This window comes from Vibrio sp. 14G-20, assembly GCF_026241515.1.
Lineage (GTDB): Bacteria > Pseudomonadota > Gammaproteobacteria > Enterobacterales > Vibrionaceae > Vibrio.
In genome coordinates, this window is record NZ_JAPHPW010000003.1 from 107,812 (window position 1) to 133,010 (window position 25,199).

The following is a 25,199-nucleotide window of genomic DNA, read 5'->3' on the forward strand; positions in this document are numbered from 1 at the left end:
GCATTCTCAAATGCAAACCAATTATGTTAACAAATTTATTAAATGCTGACTAATCAAACAGGGTTACGCTTTTAGATCTAGCATTAAAGCTAGTAGCTCCCTTTTTTCTTCGGCTGATAAACCGACGCTTCTTGCTTTGGCCTGCAGGTTTTCAATTTGTTTTTCAACGCACTGGGCAAGTATATTGTCCAATGAGTCTAAAAATATGTCTTCTTGATTGTCTTCGTCGAGGGGGATTTCCCAGCTCGCGAGACGAGACAGAAGTGCCTCATGTTTGTTCTCTCGCCAATGTTCTAATAATTGGCCTGTGCTGATATGGGGACTCACGCGGCAGATATCAAGTACTTCGACGAATAAACTTAGTCCAGGCAACTGTAAGCCTTTGACACTTGATAAATCCGGTACCATATCAGCATAGCTCGGATTTTGGATAAGCAAAGCGATAACTTCTCGCATTGGAGTGCGTTTCAGCTCTTTATGCGGCTGAGGTGTCGGGTTCTTAGTATGAACACGAGCTCGTCTCAGTTGGTTATCAAATCCAGTACGCTCATCCAATAATTTTTCGAGCAGTTCTTGGAAATAACTGTCTGGGATTTTATTAATCAAGGCGCTGGCGTGTGCTCGCAGTGCCGACTTCCCTTCGGTTGTTCCCAAGTTCAACTTGTGTATCTCAATAAGATTGTCGAACAAGTAAGTAGAAAGCGGTGTCGCATTCTGTACCAGTTGTTCGAAGGCTTCTTGGCCATTCTCTCTTATATAGCTGTCTGGGTCTTCGCCATCGGGTAAAAACAGAAACTTGAGCGTGTTACCTGTTTTCAGGTACTCAAGCGCATTTTCGAGTGCGCGCCACGCCGCTTCTTTACCTGCTCGGTCACCGTCATAACAACAAACCACTGTGCTGGTTTGGCGGAACAACATTTGAACGTGGTCACCGGTTGTCGAGGTGCCCAGTGATGCCACTGAGTAATCAACACCATATTGCGCGAGTGCTACGACATCCATGTAACCTTCAACCACAAGAATTTGCGGTGGTTCACGGTAGGCTTGTAACACCTCATAAAGGCCGTAAAGCTCTTTACCTTTATGGAAGATAGGCGTTTCTGGTGAGTTGAGATATTTTGGTGTGCCGTCTTCTAAAACACGACCACCAAAACCAATCACACGGCCACGACGATCGCGAATCGGGAACATGACACGTCCACGGAATCGGTCGTATCGGTTACCTTTATCGTTCTCGATTAACATGCCGCCAGTCACGAGCATGTCTTGGGCTTCTTTTTGTTGGCCAAAGTTCTTACGGACTAAGTCCCACTCATCGGCTACATAACCAATACCAAACTTCTGGACAATCTCGCCAGAAAGTCCACGATTCTTTAGGTAATCAATCGCAGGTTTGTTGGCTGATATTTTCAGTTGAGAGCGGTAAAAATTACTGATGCCGCCCATCAAATCGTAGAGGTTACGTTTTTGTTCGCTGTTGGCTCTTGGTGCCGTGGATATTTCACCACTGCGTTGCTCTCTAGGAACATCGAGGCCTAAGAAAGAGGCAAGCTCTTCAATAGCTTCAACAAAATCGAGGCGTTCGAACTCCATAATGAAGTCGATAGCATTACCGTGTACGCCACAACCAAAGCAGTGATAAAACTGTTTTTCTTGGCTTACGCTAAAAGAAGGGGTCTTTTCGTTGTGGAATGGGCAACAAGCACCATAGTTTTTGCCTTTTTTCTTAAGTTTCACGCGTGCGTCCACAATGTCGACAATGTCGAGACGCGCTAGGAGATCATCGATGAAACTACGCGGGATGTGTCCTGCCATAAAACCTTAGAAAAATGCACTAACTGAGAGTGTGGATAATAATAGTTTGAATAGGTTACAGATACAAACAAGCCGTGCGTTCCGAAGGATTGCACGGCTTGTTGCAATTTGATTTGGGATTAAGCGAGTTTAGAACGAACTAAACCACTAACTTTACCCATATCTGCACGCCCTTGAATTTGTGGTTTCAAGATAGCCATTACTTTACCCATGTCTTGCATGCCCGCTGGTTGAGTTTCGGCGATTGCGCTATCAAGTAGTGCAATAACTTCTTCATCAGTTAGCGGTTGAGGCATAAAGCCTTCAAGTACCGTAATTTCTGCTTTTTCCACGTCAGCAAGATCTTGACGATTTGCTGATTCATATTGAGCAACAGAATCGCGACGTTGCTTAACCATTTTAACTAATATAGCAATTATGTCGTCGTCGCTCAGAGTGATCCGTTCGTCAACTTCACGTTGCTTAATTGCTGAAAGAGCTAAGCGGATAGTGCCAAGGCGCGGTTTGTCCTTGGCTTTCATCGCTAATTTTTGCTCTTCTTTGAGTTGTTCAATAAGAGCCATAACTCAGTCCTTATGGATTAAGTTATTAGTACAGGCGAACGCGACGTGCGTTTTCGCGAGCTAGCTTCTTAGCGTGACGCTTTTGAGCTGCTGCTTTAGCGCGTTTGCGAACTGTAGTTGGCTTTTCGTAATGCTCGCGACGGCGAACTTCAGAAAGGATACCTGCTTTTTCACAAGAGCGCTTGAAACGACGTAGTGCAACGTCGAACGGTTCGTTTTCACGTACTTTAACTATTGGCATATGCCTTTCACCTCAGGGGTTATTCATTATCGCTGGCCACTCAGTACCAAATCAGAGAAGTTACCCATCGAGCTAACTCTCTATTCGCGTTTGGCCATTAACCAGCTTGATCAAAAATGGTGCGGAATTTTAATCCGATCACAGTGGCTTTGTAAAGCACTTTGTCGATTATAGTCTGTACAATATTTGTTTGAAGAGCTTAGGCAGGGTAATATTGCGCTAATTTCCCATTTTAGACGAAAGCGTGCCGAGAAAATTATGCGCATTATTGGTATTGAAACCTCTTGTGATGAAACAGGAATCGCGATTTATGATGATGAGCAAGGCCTGCTTTCTCATCAATTATATAGCCAAGTAAAGCTGCACGCCGATTACGGTGGCGTGGTGCCTGAGCTAGCTTCGCGTGACCACGTAAAAAAGACCATTCCATTGATTAAAGCGGCATTGGCTGAAGCTAATCTAACGTCAAAAGACATTGATGGTGTGGCTTACACGGCTGGTCCCGGTTTAGTCGGTGCTCTGTTGGTTGGTGCAACCATTGGTCGCAGTATCGCTTATGCGTGGGGTGTACCAGCTGTACCTGTTCACCACATGGAAGGTCACCTTCTTGCTCCTATGCTAGAAGATAACCCGCCTCCATTCCCATTTGTTGCTCTGCTGGTTTCTGGCGGACATACCATGATGGTAGAAGTGAAAGGCATCGGCGAGTATCGAATCCTTGGCGAATCGATTGATGATGCGGCCGGTGAAGCTTTTGATAAAACCGCGAAGTTGATGGGTTTAGATTACCCAGGTGGTCCATTGTTGTCTCGTTTAGCAGAAAAAGGCACTCCAGGTCGTTTTAAGTTCCCGCGTCCAATGACCGATCGTCCAGGGCTCGATATGAGCTTTTCTGGTCTAAAAACATTTGCTGCGAACACCATTCGTGCGAATGACAACGACGATCAGACACGTGCTGATATCGCTTACGCGTTCCAAGAAGCCGTTTGTGCGACCTTGGTAATAAAATGTAAGCGTGCCTTGGCGGAAACGGGCATGAAACGTATAGTGATTGCTGGTGGCGTAAGTGCCAACAAACAGCTACGTATTGAGCTTGAAGCGCTGGCGAAGAAAATCGGTGGTGAGGTGTACTACCCACGAACTGAGTTCTGTACTGATAACGGTGCGATGATTGCTTACGCGGGTATGCAACGCCTTAAAAATGGTGAAACGGCTGATTTGTCTGTTCATGCCACGCCGCGTTGGCCAATTGACCAGCTAGAGCCAATTGCTTAACTAGCCGCAATCGTTCAACGAGAAACCGTCGATCAACAAGAAACAGTCGATCAACAAAAGTTAAACGCAGAATAAACCAGTGTGTTTCGATAAACGGTCGCCTTGTGCGGCCGTTTTTATATCCTAGCTTACCGACTGTATGTCGATAAATAATTGCTGATAGAGATTAGGGAAGAAAATGAACAAGTTCACAGTAGACAATCAATCGATGGCGTACCTAGATGAAGGTCAAGGCCCTGTTGTTGTACTCGGCCACAGCTACCTTTGGGATAGTGCAATGTGGAAGCCGCAGATCGAAGCATTAAAAACTCAGTATCGCTGTATTGTTCCAGAGCTTTGGTCTCATGGTGAATCTCAAGCTGCACCAGCTTCGATGCGTAATTTGAAAGATTACGCTCAGCACGTTTTGGCTCTGCTTGATCATTTAGAAGTCGAAGAGTTTTCCGTTGTCGGCTTATCGGTTGGCGGTATGTGGGGTACTGAGTTAGCGGAACTTGCACCTGCACGTATTAAGTCTTTGGTTCTAATGGATACTTTTGTAGGCCTAGAGCCAGAAGTTGCCCACGCCAAATACTTCAGCATGTTAGATACCATCACTCAAACCAAGATGGTACCTCAACCGATTGTTGAAGCGGTGGTTCCACTGTTCTTCGCCAATGATGCTCAAACCAACACGCCAGCTTTAGTGGAAGGTTTTACCCAGCAGTTATCAGCTCTTGAGGGCGAGAACGCTGAAGAAGTGGCACGAATTGGCCGAATGGTGTTTGGACGTCGCGATATGATTGAATCGGTAGAGAACTTTGCTCTGCCTGTTTTGATTGCTGTAGGGCAAGAAGATAAGCCACGCCCAGTGCTTGAATCTTACCTAATGCACGACTGCATTACGGGCAGTGAGTTAGTGGTGATTCCAGGCGCTGGTCATATTAGCTCGCTTGAGCAACCAGAGTTTGTGAACACAATGCTGAAGACGTTTTTAGATAAACATCTGCTGTAAGTTTTTAAATACTAAATAGTATTGCTCGACTGAGATTTGTGTCGGTTTGAGTTTATCTCGGTTTAAAAATGGTTCGGCTTAGACATGACAGTTTAAGCCGATTTTTTTTGTCCGAGTTTTGGCTCGCTGCCATCGAGAAGGCGGCGAATATTCTGATGGTGACGCAACACAATCAAGCAACACAGCATGGCTACTGGCAGTGTGTATTGAGGTTTGACTAACCAAGCGTAGAAAGGCGCAAGTAAGACGGTGACCAGTGCCGCTAACGAAGAGTAGCGAAACAAGAATGCTACAACCAACCAAGTCGCCATGATCATGCCTGTTAAATCGAATCCAATTGGGGCGATGGCTCCAAGTGCGGTTGCGACGCCTTTACCACCTTTGAAGTGGAAGAATATTGGGTACATATGACCAAGACACGCGGCAATCGCCACAACCCCTAGCATGATGGGATCGATCTTGAGGTAGTAGCCAAACCAGACTGGGATAGTACCTTTCAGCATGTCACACAGGAGGACGGCAGCTGCTGCGCCTTTACCGCCAACGCGTAGCACATTGGTAGCACCAGGGTTATTGGAGCCCACCGTTCTTGGATCAGGAAGTCTTAAAACTCGGCATATCAAGACCGCACTAGAGATTGAACCTAGTAAATAGGCTGCAATGATCATGATAAGTGCCAATGGGGTCATGTCTTTCCTTAAACGGTTATAAGCCTAACGATGGGAAAATAATGCTCAATCCAAGAGTAATTGATATCATATCCGGAATTACGCAAATAATACGTTTTTTTCCCCCATATGGGTATCCGACCTCTAAAAGGACAAGTCATGGCACTGGATAAAGTTTTCATTGAACAGCTAGAAGTAATTACAACGATCGGTGTTTACGATTGGGAACAAGAGATTAAACAAAAACTTGTGCTTGATATTGAAATGGCTCATGACAATCGCCCTGCAGGTAAGAGTGATGATGTAGTTGACGCTTTGGACTACTCGACAGTGAGTACTGCCGTGCTTGACCACATTGCGAATGGCCGATTCCTATTGGTTGAACGTGTGGCAGAAGAAGTCGCTGAATTGATCATGACTCAATTCTCTGTGCCGTGGATTAAAATCCGCTTAGCGAAACCTGGCGCAGTGCCACAAGCAAAAGCCGTTGGCGTGATCATTGAACGAGGTCAAGCATGACAGTAGCCTATGTTGGTGTTGGCACGAACATAGATCGCGACAAGCATGCAAAGGTGGCATGGACAGAGCTTCAATCGTTAGGGACTAATCTTAAATGCTCTAAAATCTATCACTGTGAGCCCGTGGGTTTTAATAGCCATCCGTTTTATAACTTTGTGATAGAACTCGACACATCACTCTCATTGACTGAATTTTCACAGAAACTGCGTAAAATTGAGTTTAAATGGGGTCGTTCTCAAGACGCTCATAAGCTTCAAGATCGAAAGCTCGATCTTGATATTGTGCTGTTTGGAGAGGTGGTTTCTGAGAGCGATCCAGAATTACCACGCAGTGATATCTACAAATATCCTTTTGTAACACAACCGCTTTATGATCTTTGTCCTGCGAGAGTGATCCCGCAAGACGGAAGAACCGTCAGTGAAATATGGCAGAAGATGCAGCAATTAGACTCGCTCTCTGTCGTAGATATAAAACTATAATTTTTAAGGTAAGTAATGAGTTATTTTGAAGCATTTATATTGGCGTTGGTGCAAGGCTTTACTGAGTTTTTACCTATTTCCAGTTCTGCACACCTAATCCTTCCTTCTGCTGTTTTAGGTTGGGAAGATCAAGGCTTGGCCTTTGATGTTGCTGTCCACGTAGGTACTTTGGCTGCCGTCGTTATCTATTTCCGTAAAGAAGTGGTCTCTCTGTTGAGCGCATTCTTTGGATCTATCTTTAAGGGTGATCGCAGCAAAGAAGCGAAGCTAGCGTGGATGATTATTCTCGCAACGATTCCAGCGTGTATCTTTGGTTTGTTGATGAAAGATATTGTTGAGCTTTACTTGCGCAGTGCATGGGTGATCGCGACGACAACGATTATCTTTGGCCTATTGCTATGGTGGGTGGATAAGAACTCAAGCTTACGCGATGATGAATACCAAGCAGGTTGGAAAAAGGCGTTGTTTATCGGTCTTGCTCAAGCAATGGCGATAATCCCAGGCACATCTCGTTCTGGCGCAACCATTACCGCGGCACTTTATCTTGGTTTCACACGTGAAGCAGCGGCTCGATTCTCTTTCTTGATGTCTATCCCAATCATCACTCTGGCTGGTGGTTACTTAGGTCTTAAGTTGGTGACAAGCGGTGACCAAATCCATGTTGGCACTTTGCTAACGGGCGTTGCAGTGTCTTTCATCAGTGCTTACATCTGTATTCACTTCTTCTTGAAGCTTATTTCACGCATGGGCATGACACCGTTCGTTATCTATCGCCTGATTCTAGGTTGTGGTCTGTTTGCTTTCTTGATGATGCAATAAAAAGTGCTTATTTAGCACCCTACAGGTTGAAACGAAAAACCCGCTTAATCGCGGGTTTTTTAATGCGTGTTTACTAGCGCAGTGAAGATTAACTATTAGAGAGTTCTGATAACGCGCTCTCAATCGCGGCAGCTCTGCGTTTCTCTTGTTCTTCTCGAATATCTTTACCTTGAAAACCATCGTCAATAATCGACTTCACTTCGACTTGAAGTGCCGCTTGGTAAGCCACTTCAAAACGCGCTTTCTGAGGGTAAAGCTGATCTTCTAATCCTTTACGGCCAGCATGATCGGCTTGGCAACAAAGCAAGATGTCGTTGAGTCTGTCTGGTTTACGCCAAACATCAAACTTGTTCAGAACCTTGAGGAAAGTTGTAGGTTTGAGTTCTCCTGCGCGATGGATATTAGAGTGTTGCTCACACACTAACAGCGCGAGGTCTCTGAATTCATTAGGCACTCTTACTCTTTCACATAGCTTCTTAATGATCTTCAAGCCAGTATGACAATGCATTTTGTGGCTTGGCCATTGGACTTGTGGTGTGACGCCTTTGCCTAAGTCGTGCACTTGAGCTGCAAAGCGTACCGGTAGCGATGGGCTTAATAGTGCGGCTTGCTGAGCAACCATTAGAGTGTGTATACCCGTGTCGATCTCTGGGTGCCATTTTTCAGGTTGAGGCACACCAAACAGCGCGTCAATTTCAGGCAGCACAACAGCCAATGCACCACACTCTTTCAGTACAGAAAGGAACACTTCAGGATGCGGAGTGCTAAGGGATTTATGCCACTCTTGCCAAACTCGCTCTGCCGTAAGATGTGCCAGTTCACCGGATTGAACGATTTCACTCATCATCACCATGGTTTCTGGTGCAACCGTAAAGTTGAGATGATGGAGTTTGGCGGCGAAGCGAGCCACACGCAGCACACGCAGAGGATCTTCAACAAAAGCATCCGAGACGTGCCTTAGAACACGATCAGAGAGATCTTCCTGGCCATGGTAAGGATCGTAAAGCTGGCCTTTATCGTCTTGAGCAATGGCGTTGATGGTCAGATCTCGGCGCATCAGATCTTCTTCCAAACTTACGTCTGGAGCGAAGTAACACTCGAAGCCTGTGTAACCCGAGCCTGATTTTCTCTCAGTGCGAGCCAGTGCGTGCTCTTCTTTGGTTTTTGGGTGTAAGAATACGGGGAAATCTTTTCCCACAGCAGTAAAGCCAAGGTTTTCCATCTCTTGAGGAGTACTCCCTACCACGACCCAGTCTCTATCATAACTATCAATATTGAGTAGCTTATCGCGCACTGCTCCACCGACTAGATAGCGTTGTAGCCCGTTGCCTTTTGGTAGGCTATCGTAAATTTGCAACTTATCACCTCGAAATGTTTTATCACTGCTGGACTTTACTGCAAGCAATGGTACTTTCCATTAATCGTAATTATAGGGCAGCACATGTATAAGGAATATTTTGGCTTCGTTGAGATGCCATTTTCGATTGTACCAAATTCTCGCTACTTGTTTTTGAGTCAGCGCCATCAAGAAGCGATGCAGAACCTACAAGCCGGTTTAGGCGAGGGTGGGGGCTTTGCGATGCTTACTGGTGAGGTTGGTACAGGGAAAACAACGGTCGCTAAGGCGATGTTGTCTTCATTGGATAGTCATACTCAGGCTGGCCTTATACTTAACCCTACGTTTTCCAATACAGATTTACTTGAAGCTATCTGCGATGAGTTTGAGGTCGAGTACCCAGAACAGGCATCGTTGAAACAGCTCAGTCAGGCTATTCATTATTTTCTACTTGATAGCCATGCCGAAGGCATTCAAACCCTATTGGTGATCGATGAAGCCCAACATCTCGCTGCCGATGTGTTGGAGCAGCTACGCCTTCTAACAAACTTGGAAACCGACAGTCGTAAATTGTTAAAAGTACTGTTGGTCGGCCAGCCTGAATTACAACAGCACTTACAAACTACGCAGCTACGTCAGCTAGCGCAGCGCATTACTGGTCGTTATCACTTACTGCCTCTTAATACTGAAGAAACGGGCAAGTATATCGCGTTTCGTTTAGAGACGGCGGGTGGCGAGCAGATGTTGTTTTCGAACCGCTCTATCAAGCTGATTGCTCAATACACGCATGGTATTCCAAGGCTCATTAACTTGGTGTGTGATAAAGCACTGCAGTTGGCTTTTCATGATGGTGAGCAGCTACCGAGCAATGAAACGGTTAATCGAGCGTGTCAGCAGGTTATGGCTTTTCAGGCTGATGTGTATCATGTTGAGAAGCCACGTAGCATCGGTATTGCGCCAAAACTGTTCCAATACGCAGGCATTGCCACATTAAGTGTTGGCCTCGCGGTAGCAACTTTTAATTTCACGCCATCCTATATCGATTCATGGTTACCTGCAGAGACGGAAAGTGAAGCTAAAACCGAAGTGCTGGAACATGCACAGCGCTCATTGGTCGCAGATACGGCTAAGTTGGCGGCAGATCCGAAGCCTTCAAAGTTTGCATTACCACAAGATATCCAACAGCATTTAATGCAAGGGACTAACCGTTCTCTTGCGATTAAGGATTTGTATACGCTCTGGGGCTATCAATCTTCACTGCGTGATGGCTTGTGCTTAACTGAGCCACAAAGTGTCTTTGTGTGCGAGCAGCAGCAGGCCAATTTGGATACATTGTTAGAACTTGGTGTGCCTGTGGTACTTAATCTCGATATAGACCAAAAGCCAGTGTTTGCTGTGCTGTATGGCGTGTCTGAGGATTCTGTCGAGTTACTGGTGAATGAAAAGCTCTTAGTGATGCCGACGCAATCCTTAGAGCAAATCTGGCAAGGCGATTATGTCGCTATTTGGAAACAGCCGTTACGAGAGACACTCAAAGAGGGCTATCAAGGTGAAGCGGTTGCTTTGCTTGACCTACTGCTTTCTGAAGTCTTGGGTGAAGTGGTGTCTGGTAGTGATGTATTTGATTATGAGTTAAAAATGAAAATCGAAGCATTTCAAACGTGGCAGGGTATGTCTGTTGATGGCATTGCAGGTAAGCGCACCTTGGCAAGATTGCAGAGATTAGCTCAACTCGATTCGCCTAAGTTGATGTCACTAGAAGGAGGGGAAAGCTAATGTCACGTATTATGCACGAGCTCAAACAGTCGCCTCACAAACCGTCTTCTATTAATAAACCCGCCTTCAAAGGCTACCAGAATCATCATGTTCCTAGTTCTGTAAAAGGGATGAGTAATAAACGAGGTTCATCGTTAGCGATGGGGTTGCTCTTAATCTTGGTTCCTTCTTTGTTGGTGGGTGGTGTCCTAGCTTATCAATCGTATAGTCAACAACAAGAACCTGTGATCAAAACTGTCAACGTAGCTCTGCCAGAATCAAACGTTGAGCCTGTAATTGCTGATATAGCAAGCATGGATGCCGTGCTTGAGGAAGAAGATACCTTGTTTGCTGTTCGTCCTGCACCGGCGAGTCAATCGTTGAAAGCACTGCCACGCCAAGAGATGTATGCACAGATTGATTCAGGCGCTAATAGTTCAAATACTGCTAGTGGCTCAGCAGTGATCTTAGCGAATGCTGATAACAACAATCAAATGACAGCCAGTTCAGAGTCGTCACTTGCTCAGCCAAACACAAGCAATGAAATGAGCAATATGCAATCAAATAGTGACTTACAATCGGATAGTGATCTGCTGCAAGGGCTAGATCTCAGTGAGTTACCGCCTGATTTAGCATTGAAGCTTGAATCCATTATGGGTGAGCAACAAAGCGCTCCTGAGCCTATGGACTCTAGACCCGCAGGGCAAAGGGGTTCTCAGGTCATTGAGTTGGAAACGCACACCAATAGCTTATCAGGGGTATTACCTAAGTTAGACCTACAAACTCATATGTACTCGAGTAGCGAAACTAAGCGTTGGGTAAAAGTGAACGGTCAAGAAGTGGCGCAAGGAGATTGGATTGGACAAGACATTCAATTACTGGAGATTAAGCCACAATCGGTGATCATAGAGTTCAACCAGCAGAAGATAGAAATCCCAGCTCTGTACGAGTGGAAAGGTTAGCGAGTTCTATAAGTATTTAGATAGCAGACAAATAAAAAGGAGCACCTCGGTGCTCCTTTTTGATATTCGATACTGAATTTACTGTACCTGATACAAGCGTTAAGTCTACGCCCAACCGTTTGGTGATTTTCTGCGACGAGGCATGATGTGTGGCAGAACAAGGCCTAGAAGTAGACCAATACCCGCAACACCACCGCCGTACATGAAGTACTTCAATAGCAGGTCGTCTTTCTGAGTGTCTAGCTTAGCTCGCAGTTCACGGTTCTCGGTTTGAGAGCTCGTTAGCTGCTGGCTAATTTCACTGTAGTTCTGTTCAAGCTCAGCAATCTGTTTGTTACGAGAATCTAGAGAGCTCGCTAGGCCAGCTTTTTCACTGTCAGCACTTTGACGAGCGTTTGCGAGCTTGCCTTTAACTTCTGTCAGCTCTTTCTCTAGCTTAGGCATACGCAGTGCCATGCTCTCTTGAGTATTTACAAACTTGCTTTCAACCCAACCTTTACGGCCACGGTTGTCTTGAATTTGGGTGTAACCCGTACTCTTGTTAGTTTGTAGGTATGTAATCTTTTCACCAGCATCAACACTACCGATGATACGGAATGTGTTGTTTGGGCCAGAATGCATATAAGTAAATAGTTTGTCAGCAATATAACGGTCTTGTGCAAAGGCAGCTGGAGCCGCAAGCATTGCGAACAAAACTAAGCTAATCAGTTTTTTCACAGTAAATCCCTTAACGATTCAAATTGGGTAGGCGTATGAGTCAGCCTCAATGAGCAAATAATATTTAGTTTCTTTATGCGGTGCAACAAAGAAGGGAGGCAAAGCCTCCCTTTCTGTGCGTTTGAGTCAATAATGACATGGCATTTACATATCGTTACTGAAGCTCACATTATTCTGACGCTAGTATTCACTAGCGCAGTCGCGATTACATAGTAAATGCAGCTTGAATTGCGTAGAAGAACACAACAGCAAGTAGAGCACCTGCTGGTAGTGTCACAATCCAAGAAGCCACGATATTACGTACAACGCCTAAGTTTAGTGCTGCGATACCACGAGCAAAGCCAACGCCTAATACTGCACCAACGAGTGTTTGTGTAGTAGAGATTGGAAGACCAGTGCCTGAAGCTAGTACAACCGTACATGCAGTTGCAAGTTGTGCTGCAAAGCCACGGCTTGGTGTTAATTCTGTAATACCAGTACCAACGGTTGCCATTACTTTATGACCCATTGTTGCAAGGCCAACAACGATACCGAAGCCACCTAGAGGAAGAATCCACCATGCGATAGTGCTCTTACCTGTGATTTCACCCATGTGCTCAACGGTTGATACAACAGCCGACAGTGGACCAATCGCGTTAGCAACGTCGTTTGAACCGTGTGCAAATGCCATCGCACAAGCTGTGATAACCATTAGTACAGAGAAGATGCCTTCAACACCTGCAAAGCCGTGGTCTTCTTCGCGGTTAGCAAATTTCTTCTGGATGTATAGGTAACCACCGATCATAACAAGCGCAGAAACGGCAGCAGCCCAAACCCATGCTTCAGTGTTGCTTAGGTGAAGACCAACGTGCTTAAGACCTTTCTTGATGGTTACAAGTGCAATTACCATTGTTGTAATGAACATGTATACCGGTACAAAGCGCTTCGCGTTGAATAGCGGGTTCTCAGTATCAAAAATCAGTCGTTGAGCACTTACAAATATGACGTAAGCGAAGAAGCCGGAAATAACGGGTGTGATAATCCAACTGCCCACAATACCTTGAACACTGTTCCAGTCTACAGCTTCAGTACCTACAGAAATACAAGCAAAACCGATGATTGCACCGATGATTGAGTGAGTCGTTGATACCGGCCAGCCCATGTAAGAAGCGAGAAGCAGCCATGTACCTGCAGCAAGAAGTGCTGACATCATGCCGTACACAAGTACATCTGGTTGATGAGCGAATAGAGATGTTTCGATAACACCTTTACGGATCGTGTCTGTTACTTCGCCACCCGCAAGGTAAGCACCTGCGAATTCAAAGATCATTGCGATAATGATCGCTTGTTTAACGGTTAGAGCTTTAGAGCCTACTGAGGTGCCCATTGCGTTCGCAACGTCATTTGCACCAATACCAATAGCCATCAAGAAACCGAAAGCTGCTGCAACAATAATCAGGACAGTGCCGTAGTTAGCAAGGATATCCATCGTAATACCTAGTTGTTTGATAACAAGCGGAACAAATTTAGACGCAAAAAACCGCTCAGCGAGAGAAATACTCAGCGCATAAGTGGTTTGTTCAAAAAATGCTCTTCGTTATATGGTTAACGTATGATTTAAGATCGAGAAAGCATCACTTCAAGACGAGCGCCTACACGCTGTGCTTGATCTGCAATACCACCAACCCATTCAAGAATTTTGTATAAGAACATGATATCAACTGGATTCAGACCTTCTTCTATCGCCATAAGTTGTTGGCGTAGTTCGATCTGCATCGCGTCCGTGTCATCTTCAATTACATCTAATTGATGAATCATTTCAGCAACGAGTGTTACTTCACGGCCTTTAAAGCCCGTTTCAAGTAATTCGTCTAATTCATTGATTACGTTTTGTGCTTGGTTCGCTGCATCTAGACAACGTTTAACGTAAGCGATGAAGTTTTCTTGCATAGGAGCAGGAATGACAAGTTGACGACCATATACACGGCCAGCAATGTCTTTCGCTAGGTTTGCTAGTTTGTCTTGTTGAGTTAAAAGCTCCAACATGTCGGTGCGATCAACTGGCATAAACAAACCACGAGGAAGTTTAAGGCGAATTTCACGTTTTAGTACGTCAGCTTCTTTCTCGAGGTGAGAAATCTGAGCTCGAATTTCAGATGCTTTCTCCCAGTCACCTTTTGAAGAAACTTCAAAAAAATTAACTAGGTGAGAACAACATTCGTTCACGCATACTACGTGACGCTGCAAAGGTTTAATTGGGGACTTTGCAAATAACCCCATAATTGTATTTACTGGCATGGTCATCCAACCTAATAAATAATAACCTTAAAACAACATACACCATATTCATGGTGAAATGTTAAGCGATGGCTACAAAGTCGCGCATGTTAACCTAATCAATCTCTCATTAAAACTGTTTTAGATCATCATAAGGGCGATATTTCTGACTTGCCGACTTTTCAAATTGGCAATATCCTGTCCCTATCTTCACAGAAAGGTATAACTATGGAAACCGAGATAGAACTGAAGTTTTTTGTTTCTCCTGAATTTTCAGAGACTTTACGCAATAAAATTGCTGAAACTAAAGTACTTCAGCACAGTTGTCGTGAGCTAGGTAACATCTACTTTGACACCGCTGACAACTGGTTACGTAAGCACGATACAGGCTTACGCATTCGACGCTTTGATGACGTATTTGTACAAACCGTAAAGACTGCTGGTCGTGTGGTTGCTGGCTTGCATCAAAGGCCTGAATACAATGCAGAACACGATAGCAACGAACCTAAGTTAGCCCTGCACCCAGAGGATATTTGGCCAGCGGGTAAAGACATCGAAACGTTGCAAGCTGAACTGACTCCTCTGTTCTCTACCAACTTCACGCGTGAGCAGTGGTTGATTGGTATGCCTGATGGCAGTCAAGTTGAGGTCGCATTTGATCAAGGCTTTGTTGAATCAGGCGACCTGCAAGAGCCGATTTGCGAAGTCGAATTGGAACTTAAATCTGGTCAAACGGATGCGTTATTTACATTGTCTCGCCAATTCTGCGAACAAGGTGGCATGCGTTTGGGTAATCTAAGCAAAGCTGCTAAGGGTTACCGCCTTGCTCAAGGTTATCAAGGAGATGAAGTCACTCCTTTGACCTTAGTTGATACTGAAAAAAGTGATACCGTTGAATCGTGTTTCATTCAATCTTTAGAGCATGCTCTCGCTCATTGGCACTATCACGAGCAGATATTCACCGAGCGTCAATCGATTGAAGCGCTGCATGAGATCAGTCACTCGCTGAGTTTTATTCGTCAAACCTTCACTATCTACGGTGGCATTGTCCCAAGACGCGCGAGTGCTATTTTACGTCAAGAGTTGAAGTGGCTTGAGCAAGAGCTCGACTGGCTGAAAAGCTATGATCACTTCGAAGACTTACTGGAAGATAAAGGACACGTACTACGTAAACTCGACGCACGTAAGTTCTTAGTCGCTGAGCTTAAAGAGATGCAAGAGCAACTGCCAGATCGTGAAGATCTTCTCACCTTGCTAAGCTCTGCTCGTTATACCGGTTTATTGTTGGATCTGAGCCGTTGGATCTTGTCTCGTGGTTGGCAGCCTTTTTTAGATGAGAAAGCACGTGAGCAAATGGGTCGTGGTATCGAATGGTTTTCTGTGCAGCAACTCGATCGTACATGGGCAGACTTGATGGAGGCTTTCCCGCCAGAGCGAGTGATGACCAGCCAAGCGTATATTGAGCAGCAATACCGTTTGATGCGAAACCTATATTCTGGCGTTGGTTTCGCGAGTTTGTATGATGACGCTGAACGAAACAGCTTCCGCTTGCCATGGGCTGATATGGTGCAAGGCATTGATGATTTGTTGGCACTTAAAACATTAGAGCCCTTGACTGATAAGTTGGAAGGTGATGAGAGAGTTCAGCTAGAGCGTTGGTTGGCTCGTCAAGAAGTGTCCATTCTGCATGCGATGGAACAGACACGCCAAATCAGTGTTGAGGTTGAGCCATACTGGCAAGACTAGATTTAATATCAGTATCAATATAAGTATGAATTTGAAAATAGGGCTCCGGCCCTATTTTTTTGTTTGTTGCTCAAGCTTTTCGAGTCGTTCTAAGATCTTCTGTTGCTGCTCGATGATCTTCTCAAGGTGTTTCTCTTTGTTTTCCGCTCGTTGATTCTCATGATGAGTCGGGGAGGTGATCAAAGAAGTAATCAAGCCTGAAATCATACCAAACACACCCACACCGCAAATAATCACCAGAGAGGCGATTAATTTTCCTGAGCTCGTGACTGGATAATGATCGCCATATCCCACGGTACTGATGGTCACAAATGCCCACCATAAAGCATCTTGCCCAGTGGTGATGTTGGCACCGGGATCTTTGTGTTCTAACAGTAATATTGTTCCCGCCCCGATGGTCAGGAGAATGACCAGCAGCAATATAATTGAGGCGAGGGTGGTTTCTTTGCGATTACGAAAGAGCTCTCTGAAAACACGTTTACCCGAGCGAAGCACAAGAATGACACGCAGGATCTGAAAAATGCGAGCGAAACGAAGTGGCTCGATCATTGGGATGCTTGCTAAGAAATCGATCCAGTGTACTTTTAAATATTCTTTTTTGTTTTGTGATCTGAATAGATCAATTGTGAGCTGAAAAAGAAAAACACTACAGATTATAAAATCGAGGCCGATAAGGACTTGTTTCGATTCTTTATCGATCGGTACGAACAATAAGCCTGAGATCACAAATAGCGCTAAGAAAGAGAGAATCAGTGACAATAAGCTCATTGGCTTGGTGGTGTCTTTGGTATTATTCAACATTCATACGAGGCTCAAAATAAATCGCGAACTTTGACTGACATAGCCACCTCGCGGATATAGAAGCCATCAATATATAAGAATTAATGGAGAACTGACAATGACTAAACTGTCATTCAAGCCGTGGGAAAGGGTAATCTCTGACGTTCGTCTCGTTCCAAAAATGGTCATGTTGATGATATTCAGCACTATCTTGATCATTTCGAAGCAGCTATGGGACGCAAGTACGTTTTACGATTCATTGCTTGCTGTAACCAACAATGCGCAAGTCGCACAACAGCATTACGAGACTTACCTAGTTCAAGTGGCTTGGCAAACAGCCTTGATGATCATTGTGTTTGTGGTTCTTCTGTTAGCAGCGGCTCGCGTTATGTTGCGCCAGACTCAATACCTTAATGACGCCATTAAAACCATGGCCGACAAGAACTTATCAGTGCCGATTCAAATGGACTGTAAAGATGAATACGGTGATGTGGCACGCGAACTTGAAAAAACTCGCGTCCAACTGAACGATATGATCAAAACTCAGGTGGCCTCTTCTGATGAGCTGTTTGCTCTGACGGAAGTGATGACTATCAGCATGTCTGAAACCAAAGAGTCGGCTCAAGAAGAATTCAACGAGATCGATCAGTTAGCGACAGCGATGAGCGAAATGACTTCTACCGTACAAACTGTAGCTGAGCATGCACAAAGTGCTTCTTCATTGACTGAGCAGGCATCAGGCCAAGCGTTGACGGGGCAGAAGTTCGTTCAGGGTTCTGTCTCTAAGATGAGTGAACTGTCTTCCGACATCGCAGCCTCTGCTGCAGCGGTAAACCAAGTAGAAGAGCGCGTTGACTCAATTGGCAGTGTGGTTGGTACTATCCAAGGCATTTCAGAACAAACCAACTTACTGGCACTAAACGCAGCGATTGAAGCGGCGCGTGCTGGTGAAGCGGGTCGTGGTTTTGCGGTTGTTGCCGATGAGGTTCGTAACCTTGCGCAGCGTACTCAACAAGCGACGGTAGAGATTCAAGACATGATCAGTCACCTACAAAGCAGTGCTAACTCTGCGGTAGAGCTGATGGAGAAAAGTGTTGTTGAAGCGGCGGAAGGTGTGGACCTTGTGACCAATGCCGGTACAGAGCTTGATGGTATCGTAAGCCAAGTAAACCAAATTAATGATATGAACTTCCAGATCGCGACCGCTGCAGGCCAACAGAGCAGTGTTGCTGAAGAGATGAGTGTTAACCTAACCAATGTTCGCGAGCTTGTTGAAGCTTCTGTGGTTGTTGTTAGTGAGCTGCTAGAGACCTCTCAGCTTATGGAAAGCAACGCGCAAGAACTCGACGGTAAGATTAAGCAGTTTAAGGTTTAGTCCTTAGCACCTAATCTTCATCCGTAAAGGCTTATTCCCAGACACTTTTTCTCGGTTGTAAGCTCAACCAGATAAGTTAATCGATAAAACGCCCACATTGCTAATGTGGGCGTTTTTTATTGGCGTAACTTTGGTATAACTTATCTTTAGTTATGAAAACTCGTTATTGAAGAACTGAATCGATAAACCGATTGTTCAGCGCGCAGCTTACACAAGGAAGAAACATGCCATTGCCTTCTCAACTCATCACTCACTCTCAGTCTGCTTTTGAGCAATTGTTAGAGCATCAAAGTGAAGCCATCAATACTTGGTCTGAGCCACTGACTGAAGATCTTAAACGTGTACTCGGTTTAAGCTGTTTTATTGGTGATTGCCTGCAGCGTGATGCGGTTTTATGTGGTGACTTACCTGATATGTTGGCATTCGAAGAACGTGCTGAAGGGTACCGAGAGCGACTGGCTGAATTACTTTCTGGTTACGCTGATGAAATGAGCGGCCAGCGCGTGCTGCGTCAATTCCGCAATCGTGAAATGACCTATATTGCTTGGCGTGATTTCATGAGTTCGTGGGAGCTAGAGCAGAGCCTAAACCATCTATCGATGTTGGCTGAGGCGATGATCTTCGAGACCTATCAATGGCAGTATGATATTTGTTGTAAAGAGTGGGGCACACCTTGTAATGAGCAAGGTGAAGCACAGCCGATGCTGATCATTGGTATGGGCAAGCTAGGGGGCGGTGAGCTCAATTTCTCTTCTGATATCGACCTGATTTTTACCTATCCTGAAAATGGAGAAACCCAAGGTGCAAGACGCAGCATTGCTAATGCGCAGTTCTTTACCCGTCTAGGGCAACGTATTATCAAGGCGCTTGATCAGCAAACTTTCGATGGATTCTGTTATCGAGTCGACATGCGTCTGCGCCCGTTTGGTGAGAGCGGTCCACTTGTGATGAGCTATGCCGCACTTGAAGACTATTACCAAGAGCAGGGTCGAGATTGGGAACGCTACGCCATGGTAAAAGCGCGTGTGATGGGCAGCGAGATGTACCCGGAGTATCAAGAGCTTCGCCAAATGCTACGCCCGTTTGTGTTCCGCCGTTATATTGATTTTAGTGCGATTCAATCTCTGCGCCGAATGAAGTCTATGATCAGCAGCGAAGTACGTCGTCGCGGTTTATCAAACAACATTAAGCTGGGCTCTGGTGGTATTCGCGAAGTGGAATTTATCGCACAAGTATTCCAATTGATTCGTGGTGGCCGTGAACCGAGTCTTCGTGGGCGAGGATTACTGGAAACCTTAAGCGCTATTGAATCATTGCATCTACTAGAGGCTGAAGAGGTAGGGCACTTACGTGAGGCTTATCTGTTTCTACGCCGCCTTGAGAATCTGTTACAAGCAATGGCTGATAAGCAGACTCAAACCTTGCCTGACGGTGAGTTTGAACAGTTGCAGCTTGCCGTTGCCATGCAATTTTCCGATTGGGATAGCTTGATTGTGGCAACTCGTGCTCATATGGCGAATGTACATACCGTGTTCGAAGACCTAATTGGCGTTGATGAAGATGACGCGAATCCGATCGCGAGTCACTTTAGTGAACTGTGGGATATGGCCCATAAGCCGGACGTGATTGAACATGTACTGGAGCATGATATTGCGGTTGCTAGCCCACCAGAAGCGGCGAAAACGATTATTCAGTTTAAAGCTGATCTAGCGAAGAAAACCCTTGGTCCGCGAGGGCGTGAAGTACTCAATCGACTAATGCCAAAAGTCTTTCAAGCACTGTATACCGCTAAGGATGCAGAGTTTGGTTTGTCGAGAGTGCTTCATCTGTTGCATAAAATCGTTACGCGTACCACTTACCTCGAACTACTGGATGAGCACCCTGCCGCGTTGACTCAGTTGGTTCGCTTATGTACCGCTAGTCCGATGATTTCGGAGCAGTTGGGTCGTTACCCCATTCTGTTAGATGAACTTATCGACCCTCAACAACTCTACAATCCAGTGCCTTTAGAGTCTTACAAGACCGAGCTGCGTGATTACCTAGCTCGTATCCCTGAAGATGATATGGAGCAACAGATGGAAGGCCTGCGCCAGTTTAAGCAGACCTGTATCTTAAGAATTGCCGCCGCGGATATTGCGGGGGCTCTACCTGTCATGAAGGTGAGTGATCACTTGACCTACTTAGCCGAAGCGATTGTTGAGGCGGGGGTCAATCAAGCTTGGTTGCAAGTATCGGCCAAGTTTGGTGAACCGACCCATGTCAAAGATCGCGAAGGTCGCGGTTTTGCTGTTGTTGGTTATGGCAAAGTCGGCGGTTGGGAGCTTGGCTATAACTCCGATCTTGATATCGTGTTCATGCACGACTGCCCGGTACACATCTATACTGACGGTAAGAAAGAGATCGATGGACGCCAATTCTACTTAAGACTGGCGCAGCGTATAATTCATATTTTCTCGACCAGAACGGCTTCTGGCATTCTGTACGAAGTCGACACTCGCCTACGCCCTTCTGGTGCATCTGGCCTGTTGGTGAGTCCAACCGATGCCTTTGACGAGTATCAGCACAATGACGCGTGGACTTGGGAACACCAAGCTCTAACTCGCGCTCGCATGATTTACGGTGATGACTTATTGGCTTCGGCATTTGACAAAACTCGCCATGATGTTCTGTGTTTGGCGCGTGATGAGGCAACACTCAAAAAGTCTGTTGTGGATATGCGTGAAAAAATGCGCGGTCATTTAGGCGGTAAAAAAGCCGATCGATTCATGCTCAAGCAAGATGAGGGTGGAATTACCGATATTGAGTTTTTAGCGCAATATTTAGTACTTCGATATAGCAATGAGAAGCCAAAGCTTACTCGTTGGTGTGACAATGTACGAATCTTTGAAAGCTTGTTGTCACAAGGGATTATGAATGAGCAGCAAGGCATGGCATTAACCCATGCTTATACAACATTAAGAGATGAAATCCACCACCGTAATCTACTTAATCTTGATGCGGATGTGGCGATTGAAAAGTTTGAAATGGAAAGAGAACATGTTGTTCAAGCATGGAAGCAGTGGATGGAAGTATAAACCAGTCACACAGTGGTGACGGATGTATCTATCTTGATAGGCTTTTACTCATTTATCTATAGTTTAGCCTCTGTAATCAGTGTGCTAGACTCTAGCCAGATTCGATTTTTGGAGATCCATAATGAAACCAATTCTACCTGACTACAGCCAATCAGGCGTTCTTGTTGTCGGTGACGTAATGCTTGACCGTTACTGGTATGGCCCAACTGGCCGTATTTCACCAGAAGCACCTGTGCCCGTTGTAAAAGTAGAAAATAACGAAGAGCGTCCTGGTGGTGCAGCCAACGTAGCAATGAATATTGCTTCTCTTGGTGGCCATGCTCATATCGTTGGTTTGACCGGTAAAGATGAGCCTGCTGAGGTGTTAAAAAATACCTTAGGCGCACTAAAGGTTAAATGTGATTTCGTTGAGTTAGAAGATTACCCAACCATTACTAAACTGCGAGTGATGAGCCGTGGTCAGCAGCTAATTCGCCTTGATTTTGAAGATAAATTTGAGAATACGGATCCTGAGCTTGTTTTGTCTCGTATGGAACAAGCGCTTCCAAGTGTGCGCTCGGTAATTCTATCTGATTATGCCAAAGGTGCTCTTGAGCACGTGCAGAGTTTTATCCAAAAAGCACGTGCAGCGAACGTACCAGTATTCATCGACCCGAAAGGCGCAGACTTTGAACGCTACCGTGGTGCAACCTTGCTTACGCCAAACATGGCTGAGTTCGAGTTGGTTGCTGGCAAAGTAAAATCTGAAGAAGAAATGATCGAAAAAGGACTCGCACTGATCGAAGAGTTTGATTTCGAAGCTTTGTTGGTAACTCGTAGTGAACATGGTATGACACTACTTCGCAAAGGTTTGGAACCATTCCATTTGCCGACTCAAGCGAAAGAAGTGTATGACGTGACGGGTGCTGGCGATACGGTTATCTCAGTACTGGCGGCTTCTGTTGCTGCTGGTAAGCCACTGGATGAAGCGTGTGCATTAGCGAATGCGGCTGCTGGTGTGGTAGTGGGTAAGCTTGGTACATCTACACTGTCTACTATTGAGTTAGCGGAAGCGATTCACGGTAGCCAAGATACAGACTACGGCGTGATCTCTGAAGCGGCATTGGTTGAAGCGGTGAAGCGTGCTCGTGCGAAAGGCGAGAAAGTGGTTATGACCAATGGCTGCTTTGATATTCTTCATGCTGGTCATGTTTCTTACATGAATCACGCGGCTGAGTTGGGCGATCGTTTGATCGTTGCGGTTAATACTGACGAGTCAGTGAAGCGCTTGAAGGGGCCTGGTCGTCCTGTGAACCCAACTGATCGTCGTATGGCAGTATTGGCTGGCTTAGGGGCGGTTGATTGGGTTGTTCCTTTCTCTGAAGATACTCCCCAACGTTTAATCTCTGAGGTATTGCCAAGTATTTTGGTGAAAGGTGGTGATTACAAACCTGAAGAGATTGCTGGCGGTGAGGAAGTGATTGCTGCTGGTGGTGAAGTGAAAGTACTTAACTTTGAAGATGGTTGCTCTACCACTGAAATTATTAAAGCGATTAAAGGTGGCCGAGGCTAAATTTTAGCTGTCTGTTACCGAGATTCGATAGATAATAAAAATGCCGCTCAAAATGAGCGGCATTTTTGTAACGGTAACTTGAGTGATTAAGAGTTACTTACTTGCTACTTTTAGACCTGCGTTTACATCAACAATGTCTTGTTCGCTTAGCGTGCCAACTGCTTGACGAAGCTGAAGTACACTTAGGATGTAGTTGTAACGAGCATCTGAAAGGTTTTTGTTCGCATCGTATAGACGACGAGTCGAATCAAGTACGTCAACAATAGTACGAGTACCAACATCAAAACCTGCTTCTGTTGCTTCTAGAGCAGACTGAGCAGACACTACAGATTGTTCGTAAGCGCGTAGAGCACCAATCGAAGCACTGATGTTGTTGTTGAATGCACGTACGTCTTTCACAACACTACGGTAAGTCGCTTCTAAATCTTCACTTGCTGCAACGTAGTTGTATTCAGCCTGTTTAGTCAAAGAAGTTGTGTTACCACCCGTATATAGAGGCACAACTAAGTTCAAACCGATGTTTAGGTTGTCAGAGTCGTAATCATTTGTGCTGTTAGAGCTGTCGGTCTGTTCTGCAAGACCGTAGCTACCATCTAAAGTTAAGCTTGGTAGGTGACCAGAGCTAGCTAGAGAGATGTTATCTTTTGCTACGTCTTGAGAGATACGTGCAGCAAGTAAGCTAAGGTTCTTTTGTTCTGCTTGTTCAACAAGTGCAACAGCAGACTCAGAAGATTTGCTTGCTGAGAAACGATCAGTATCTAGGATGCTTAGGTTAGAGTGTTCCTGACCTGTAATCTCACGTAGACCTTCGTAGCTATTCGTTAGGTCGTTCTCTGCAAGAACTTCATCAGCCAAAACGCCATCGTACTGAGCTTGTGCATCGTGTACATCGGTGATCGCTGAAAGACCAACTTCAAAACGCTGTTTAGTTTGCTCTAGTTGACGAGCAACCGCTGCTTTTTCTGCACGAACAAACTCTAGGTTATCTTGAGCGCGAAGTACGTCAAAGTAAGCTGTTGCTGTACGCAGAATCAAAGCTTGTTGCTCTGCCGCGTAAGCTGAATCAGATTGACGAGCAGTCTTCTCTGCCGTGTCTAGAGTGATCCAAGAAGAGCGTTGGTAAAGCTCTTGACTAAAACCAATGCCAACACCCCATTGGTTGTTGTCATTACTTGCGTCTTTATAGTCACCACGATTAATGTCGTAGTTCGCAGTCAAATTGATTTGCGGTAACAAAGAGCTACGGCTTGACGTTACTGCTTCAAAAGCGGCATCGCGCTGCGCTGCTGAACGAAGAAGTTGTGGATCGTTCTGTTTTGCTTGGTCGTAAACTTCAGCTAGCGTATCAGCAAAAGCTGATGAACTCAGGCTGCCAATTGCTGCACTGATAAATAGTGGAAGCAGTTTTTTCATTTTCCTATTCCTGCCTTTTATGGAATTTTCTTTAAAAGAGTTTAACCCAGTTTGGTGGTAATTTACTCGAAACTTTGCACTTTTTTACAGTTAACTGTCCACTTGTGCAATATTTGTTTTTTAAAACTTAACTTTAATTATAAATTTTATATAAAAAGTTGAACCTTATCCTTGGTAGTTAACTCGGACAATGAGTAAACTATAAAGATCACTTAGTGAGGTACCAAATGCAACAGTATGACAATCAACGACATGAGTTTACTCCGCAAGATGTGGAAATAGTCTCAAAAGAGACGCTGTTTCGTGGTTTTTTCAAAATGGTTAAGTACACATTTAAACATAGATTGTTTGAGGGCGGCTGGAGCCAACCAATACAGCGTGAGATGTTTGAGCGTGGACATGCTGCCGCTTTGCTACCCTATGATCCTGTGCGTGACGAAGTTGTGATCGTCGAACAGATCCGTGTCGGTGCTCTAGAGCATGAGAACCCATGGCAATATGAAATTGTTGCTGGGATCATTGATACCGATGAATCACCACAAGATGTCGCTCGTCGTGAGGCGATGGAAGAAGCTGGGGTCGAAGTCGGATCTGTATTGCCTATTACTTCGTATTACCCTTCATCTGGTGGTTGCTCAGAAAAGCTCGGCGTCTTTGTTGGCTGTGTTGATGCAACGACCGCTAAAGGGGTACACGGATTGGACTACGAAGGCGAAGACATTCGTGTACAAGTGATGAGTCGCGAAGCCGCTTATCAGTTGGTAAAAGAGGGTGTGTTTGAAAATGGTGCCACGATCATTGCGCTACAGTGGCTACAATTGAACTACCAAGAATTACAGTCAGAGTGGATAGATTAACGT

Annotated in this window: 22 protein-coding genes; 12 read left to right on the forward strand and 10 right to left on the reverse strand. The window is 45.2% G+C overall.

The window, feature by feature from the left end:
- Positions 1-63: 63 nt before the first annotated feature.
- From dnaG to rpsU, 3 genes are all read right to left on the reverse strand, one after another.
- Positions 64-1,815, reverse strand: a complete 1,752-nt coding sequence (gene dnaG, locus OQJ75_RS03630) for a DNA primase (RefSeq protein ID WP_248395602.1) — start codon at positions 1,813-1,815, stop codon at positions 64-66.
- 119 nt (positions 1,816-1,934) lie between these two features.
- Entirely contained in the window at positions 1,935-2,378 is a 444-nt protein-coding gene (locus OQJ75_RS03635; RefSeq protein WP_265971021.1) for a GatB/YqeY domain-containing protein, read from the reverse strand.
- A gap of 25 nt (positions 2,379-2,403) precedes the next feature.
- Positions 2,404-2,619 carry a 30S ribosomal protein S21 gene (gene rpsU / locus OQJ75_RS03640; RefSeq protein ID WP_004396009.1) on the reverse strand — a complete coding sequence of 72 codons (216 nt, stop codon included), beginning with the start codon at positions 2,617-2,619 and terminating at the stop codon, positions 2,404-2,406.
- A 258-nt stretch (positions 2,620-2,877) separates the two neighbouring features.
- Here rpsU and tsaD point away from each other — a divergent pair, with 258 nt between their 5' ends.
- Positions 2,878-3,894 (forward strand): tRNA (adenosine(37)-N6)-threonylcarbamoyltransferase complex transferase subunit TsaD, encoded by a 1,017-nt coding sequence (gene tsaD / locus OQJ75_RS03645; protein ID WP_010434613.1) that lies wholly within the window; start codon positions 2,878-2,880, stop codon positions 3,892-3,894.
- A 178-nt stretch (positions 3,895-4,072) separates the two neighbouring features.
- Positions 4,073-4,888: an alpha/beta fold hydrolase gene (locus OQJ75_RS03650; protein ID WP_248395604.1), complete on the forward strand. Its 816-nt coding sequence runs from the start codon at positions 4,073-4,075 to the stop codon at positions 4,886-4,888.
- 92 nt (positions 4,889-4,980) lie between these two features.
- Here OQJ75_RS03650 and plsY read toward each other — a convergent pair whose 3' ends face one another.
- Positions 4,981-5,577: a glycerol-3-phosphate 1-O-acyltransferase PlsY gene (gene plsY / locus OQJ75_RS03655; protein ID WP_248373971.1), complete on the reverse strand. Its 597-nt coding sequence runs from the start codon at positions 5,575-5,577 to the stop codon at positions 4,981-4,983.
- A gap of 138 nt (positions 5,578-5,715) precedes the next feature.
- Between plsY and folB the strand changes: the two genes are divergently transcribed.
- The 3 genes from folB to OQJ75_RS03670 are packed head-to-tail and all read left to right on the forward strand — an operon-like array spanning position 5,716 to position 7,373.
- Complete coding sequence (gene folB, locus OQJ75_RS03660; RefSeq protein WP_004735969.1) at positions 5,716-6,075, forward strand: dihydroneopterin aldolase; 360 nt, start codon at positions 5,716-5,718, stop codon at positions 6,073-6,075.
- Positions 6,072-6,554 (forward strand): 2-amino-4-hydroxy-6-hydroxymethyldihydropteridine diphosphokinase, encoded by a 483-nt coding sequence (gene folK / locus OQJ75_RS03665; protein ID WP_265971024.1) that lies wholly within the window; start codon positions 6,072-6,074, stop codon positions 6,552-6,554. Before folB ends, folK begins: the two co-directional genes overlap by 4 nt.
- Before the next feature lie 15 nt (positions 6,555-6,569).
- A complete protein-coding gene (locus OQJ75_RS03670; RefSeq protein WP_265971026.1) occupies positions 6,570-7,373 on the forward strand; it encodes an undecaprenyl-diphosphate phosphatase in 804 nt (267 codons plus the stop codon).
- An 88-nt stretch (positions 7,374-7,461) separates the two neighbouring features.
- Here OQJ75_RS03670 and OQJ75_RS03675 read toward each other — a convergent pair whose 3' ends face one another.
- Complete coding sequence (locus OQJ75_RS03675) at positions 7,462-8,778, reverse strand: multifunctional CCA addition/repair protein (protein ID WP_265971028.1); 1,317 nt, start codon at positions 8,776-8,778, stop codon at positions 7,462-7,464.
- Positions 8,779-8,814: 36 nt separating this feature from the next.
- On the opposite strand from OQJ75_RS03675, the gene OQJ75_RS03680 reads away from it, so the two are divergent.
- Together OQJ75_RS03680 and OQJ75_RS03685 are read left to right on the forward strand one after the other, a co-directional pair.
- Positions 8,815-10,485, forward strand: coding sequence for an ExeA family protein (locus OQJ75_RS03680; protein ID WP_265971030.1), 1,671 nt, complete (start codon positions 8,815-8,817; stop codon positions 10,483-10,485).
- The gene (locus OQJ75_RS03685; protein WP_265971032.1) at positions 10,485-11,426 is read left to right on the forward strand and encodes a general secretion pathway protein GspB; all 942 of its coding nucleotides are present in this window, start codon (positions 10,485-10,487) and stop codon (positions 11,424-11,426) included. Before OQJ75_RS03680 ends, OQJ75_RS03685 begins: the two co-directional genes overlap by 1 nt.
- A 105-nt stretch (positions 11,427-11,531) precedes the next feature.
- Here the strand turns inward: OQJ75_RS03685 and OQJ75_RS03690 are convergent, their stop codons facing one another.
- The 3 genes from OQJ75_RS03690 to OQJ75_RS03700 all read right to left on the reverse strand — a co-directional run bounded on the left by OQJ75_RS03690 (position 11,532) and on the right by OQJ75_RS03700 (position 14,420).
- Positions 11,532-12,143, reverse strand: coding sequence for a TIGR04211 family SH3 domain-containing protein (locus OQJ75_RS03690; RefSeq protein ID WP_248373978.1), 612 nt, complete (start codon positions 12,141-12,143; stop codon positions 11,532-11,534).
- A 205-nt stretch (positions 12,144-12,348) separates the two neighbouring features.
- Positions 12,349-13,611 carry an inorganic phosphate transporter gene (locus OQJ75_RS03695; protein ID WP_248373979.1) on the reverse strand — a complete coding sequence of 421 codons (1,263 nt, stop codon included), beginning with the start codon at positions 13,609-13,611 and terminating at the stop codon, positions 12,349-12,351.
- A gap of 128 nt (positions 13,612-13,739) precedes the next feature.
- Positions 13,740-14,420: a TIGR00153 family protein gene (locus tag OQJ75_RS03700; RefSeq protein ID WP_170213692.1), complete on the reverse strand. Its 681-nt coding sequence runs from the start codon at positions 14,418-14,420 to the stop codon at positions 13,740-13,742.
- A 207-nt stretch (positions 14,421-14,627) separates the two neighbouring features.
- Between OQJ75_RS03700 and OQJ75_RS03705 the strand changes: the two genes are divergently transcribed.
- A complete protein-coding gene (locus tag OQJ75_RS03705) occupies positions 14,628-16,145 on the forward strand; it encodes an inorganic triphosphatase (RefSeq protein WP_265971034.1) in 1,518 nt (505 codons plus the stop codon).
- Between the two features lie 51 nt (positions 16,146-16,196).
- On the opposite strand, the gene OQJ75_RS03710 is transcribed toward OQJ75_RS03705, so the two are convergent.
- Complete coding sequence (locus OQJ75_RS03710; protein WP_265971036.1) at positions 16,197-16,946, reverse strand: potassium channel family protein; 750 nt, start codon at positions 16,944-16,946, stop codon at positions 16,197-16,199.
- Between the two features lie 97 nt (positions 16,947-17,043).
- Here OQJ75_RS03710 and OQJ75_RS03715 point away from each other — a divergent pair, with 97 nt between their 5' ends.
- The 3 genes from OQJ75_RS03715 (at position 17,044) to hldE (ending at position 22,926) form a co-directional block, all read left to right on the forward strand.
- Positions 17,044-18,300: a methyl-accepting chemotaxis protein gene (locus OQJ75_RS03715; RefSeq protein ID WP_048618204.1), complete on the forward strand. Its 1,257-nt coding sequence runs from the start codon at positions 17,044-17,046 to the stop codon at positions 18,298-18,300.
- Between the two features lie 224 nt (positions 18,301-18,524).
- Entirely contained in the window at positions 18,525-21,374 is a 2,850-nt protein-coding gene (glnE, locus tag OQJ75_RS03720; protein ID WP_265971037.1) for a bifunctional [glutamate--ammonia ligase]-adenylyl-L-tyrosine phosphorylase/[glutamate--ammonia-ligase] adenylyltransferase, read from the forward strand.
- 121 nt (positions 21,375-21,495) lie between these two features.
- Positions 21,496-22,926, forward strand: coding sequence for a bifunctional D-glycero-beta-D-manno-heptose-7-phosphate kinase/D-glycero-beta-D-manno-heptose 1-phosphate adenylyltransferase HldE (gene hldE / locus OQJ75_RS03725; RefSeq protein ID WP_248388283.1), 1,431 nt, complete (start codon positions 21,496-21,498; stop codon positions 22,924-22,926).
- Between the two features lie 93 nt (positions 22,927-23,019).
- Here hldE and tolC read toward each other — a convergent pair whose 3' ends face one another.
- Entirely contained in the window at positions 23,020-24,339 is a 1,320-nt protein-coding gene (tolC, locus tag OQJ75_RS03730) for an outer membrane channel protein TolC (RefSeq protein WP_265971039.1), read from the reverse strand.
- Positions 24,340-24,566: 227 nt separating this feature from the next.
- Here tolC and nudF point away from each other — a divergent pair, with 227 nt between their 5' ends.
- Positions 24,567-25,196 carry an ADP-ribose diphosphatase gene (nudF, locus tag OQJ75_RS03735; protein WP_265971040.1) on the forward strand — a complete coding sequence of 210 codons (630 nt, stop codon included), beginning with the start codon at positions 24,567-24,569 and terminating at the stop codon, positions 25,194-25,196.
- Positions 25,197-25,199: the final 3 nt, after the last annotated feature.

What these genes read in the sequence shown, in the direction of transcription:
- dnaG (WP_248395602.1), bottom strand. Translation starts at nt 1,815, where the DNA reads ATGGCAGGACACATCCCGCGTAGTTTCATCGATGATCTCCTAGCGCGT.
- OQJ75_RS03635 (WP_265971021.1), bottom strand. Translation starts at nt 2,378, where the DNA reads ATGGCTCTTATTGAACAACTCAAAGAAGAGCAAAAATTAGCGATGAAA.
- rpsU (WP_004396009.1), bottom strand. Translation starts at nt 2,619, where the DNA reads ATGCCAATAGTTAAAGTACGTGAAAACGAACCGTTCGACGTTGCACTA.
- tsaD (WP_010434613.1), top strand. Translation starts at nt 2,878, where the DNA reads ATGCGCATTATTGGTATTGAAACCTCTTGTGATGAAACAGGAATCGCG.
- OQJ75_RS03650 (WP_248395604.1), top strand. Translation starts at nt 4,073, where the DNA reads ATGAACAAGTTCACAGTAGACAATCAATCGATGGCGTACCTAGATGAA.
- plsY (WP_248373971.1), bottom strand. Translation starts at nt 5,577, where the DNA reads ATGACCCCATTGGCACTTATCATGATCATTGCAGCCTATTTACTAGGT.
- folB (WP_004735969.1), top strand. Translation starts at nt 5,716, where the DNA reads ATGGCACTGGATAAAGTTTTCATTGAACAGCTAGAAGTAATTACAACG.
- folK (WP_265971024.1), top strand. Translation starts at nt 6,072, where the DNA reads ATGACAGTAGCCTATGTTGGTGTTGGCACGAACATAGATCGCGACAAG.
- OQJ75_RS03670 (WP_265971026.1), top strand. Translation starts at nt 6,570, where the DNA reads ATGAGTTATTTTGAAGCATTTATATTGGCGTTGGTGCAAGGCTTTACT.
- OQJ75_RS03680 (WP_265971030.1), top strand. Translation starts at nt 8,815, where the DNA reads ATGTATAAGGAATATTTTGGCTTCGTTGAGATGCCATTTTCGATTGTA.
- OQJ75_RS03685 (WP_265971032.1), top strand. Translation starts at nt 10,485, where the DNA reads ATGTCACGTATTATGCACGAGCTCAAACAGTCGCCTCACAAACCGTCT.
- OQJ75_RS03695 (WP_248373979.1), bottom strand. Translation starts at nt 13,611, where the DNA reads ATGGATATCCTTGCTAACTACGGCACTGTCCTGATTATTGTTGCAGCA.
- OQJ75_RS03700 (WP_170213692.1), bottom strand. Translation starts at nt 14,420, where the DNA reads ATGCCAGTAAATACAATTATGGGGTTATTTGCAAAGTCCCCAATTAAA.
- OQJ75_RS03705 (WP_265971034.1), top strand. Translation starts at nt 14,628, where the DNA reads ATGGAAACCGAGATAGAACTGAAGTTTTTTGTTTCTCCTGAATTTTCA.
- OQJ75_RS03710 (WP_265971036.1), bottom strand. Translation starts at nt 16,946, where the DNA reads ATGTTGAATAATACCAAAGACACCACCAAGCCAATGAGCTTATTGTCA.
- OQJ75_RS03715 (WP_048618204.1), top strand. Translation starts at nt 17,044, where the DNA reads ATGACTAAACTGTCATTCAAGCCGTGGGAAAGGGTAATCTCTGACGTT.
- glnE (WP_265971037.1), top strand. Translation starts at nt 18,525, where the DNA reads ATGCCATTGCCTTCTCAACTCATCACTCACTCTCAGTCTGCTTTTGAG.
- hldE (WP_248388283.1), top strand. Translation starts at nt 21,496, where the DNA reads ATGAAACCAATTCTACCTGACTACAGCCAATCAGGCGTTCTTGTTGTC.
- tolC (WP_265971039.1), bottom strand. Translation starts at nt 24,339, where the DNA reads ATGAAAAAACTGCTTCCACTATTTATCAGTGCAGCAATTGGCAGCCTG.
- nudF (WP_265971040.1), top strand. Translation starts at nt 24,567, where the DNA reads ATGCAACAGTATGACAATCAACGACATGAGTTTACTCCGCAAGATGTG.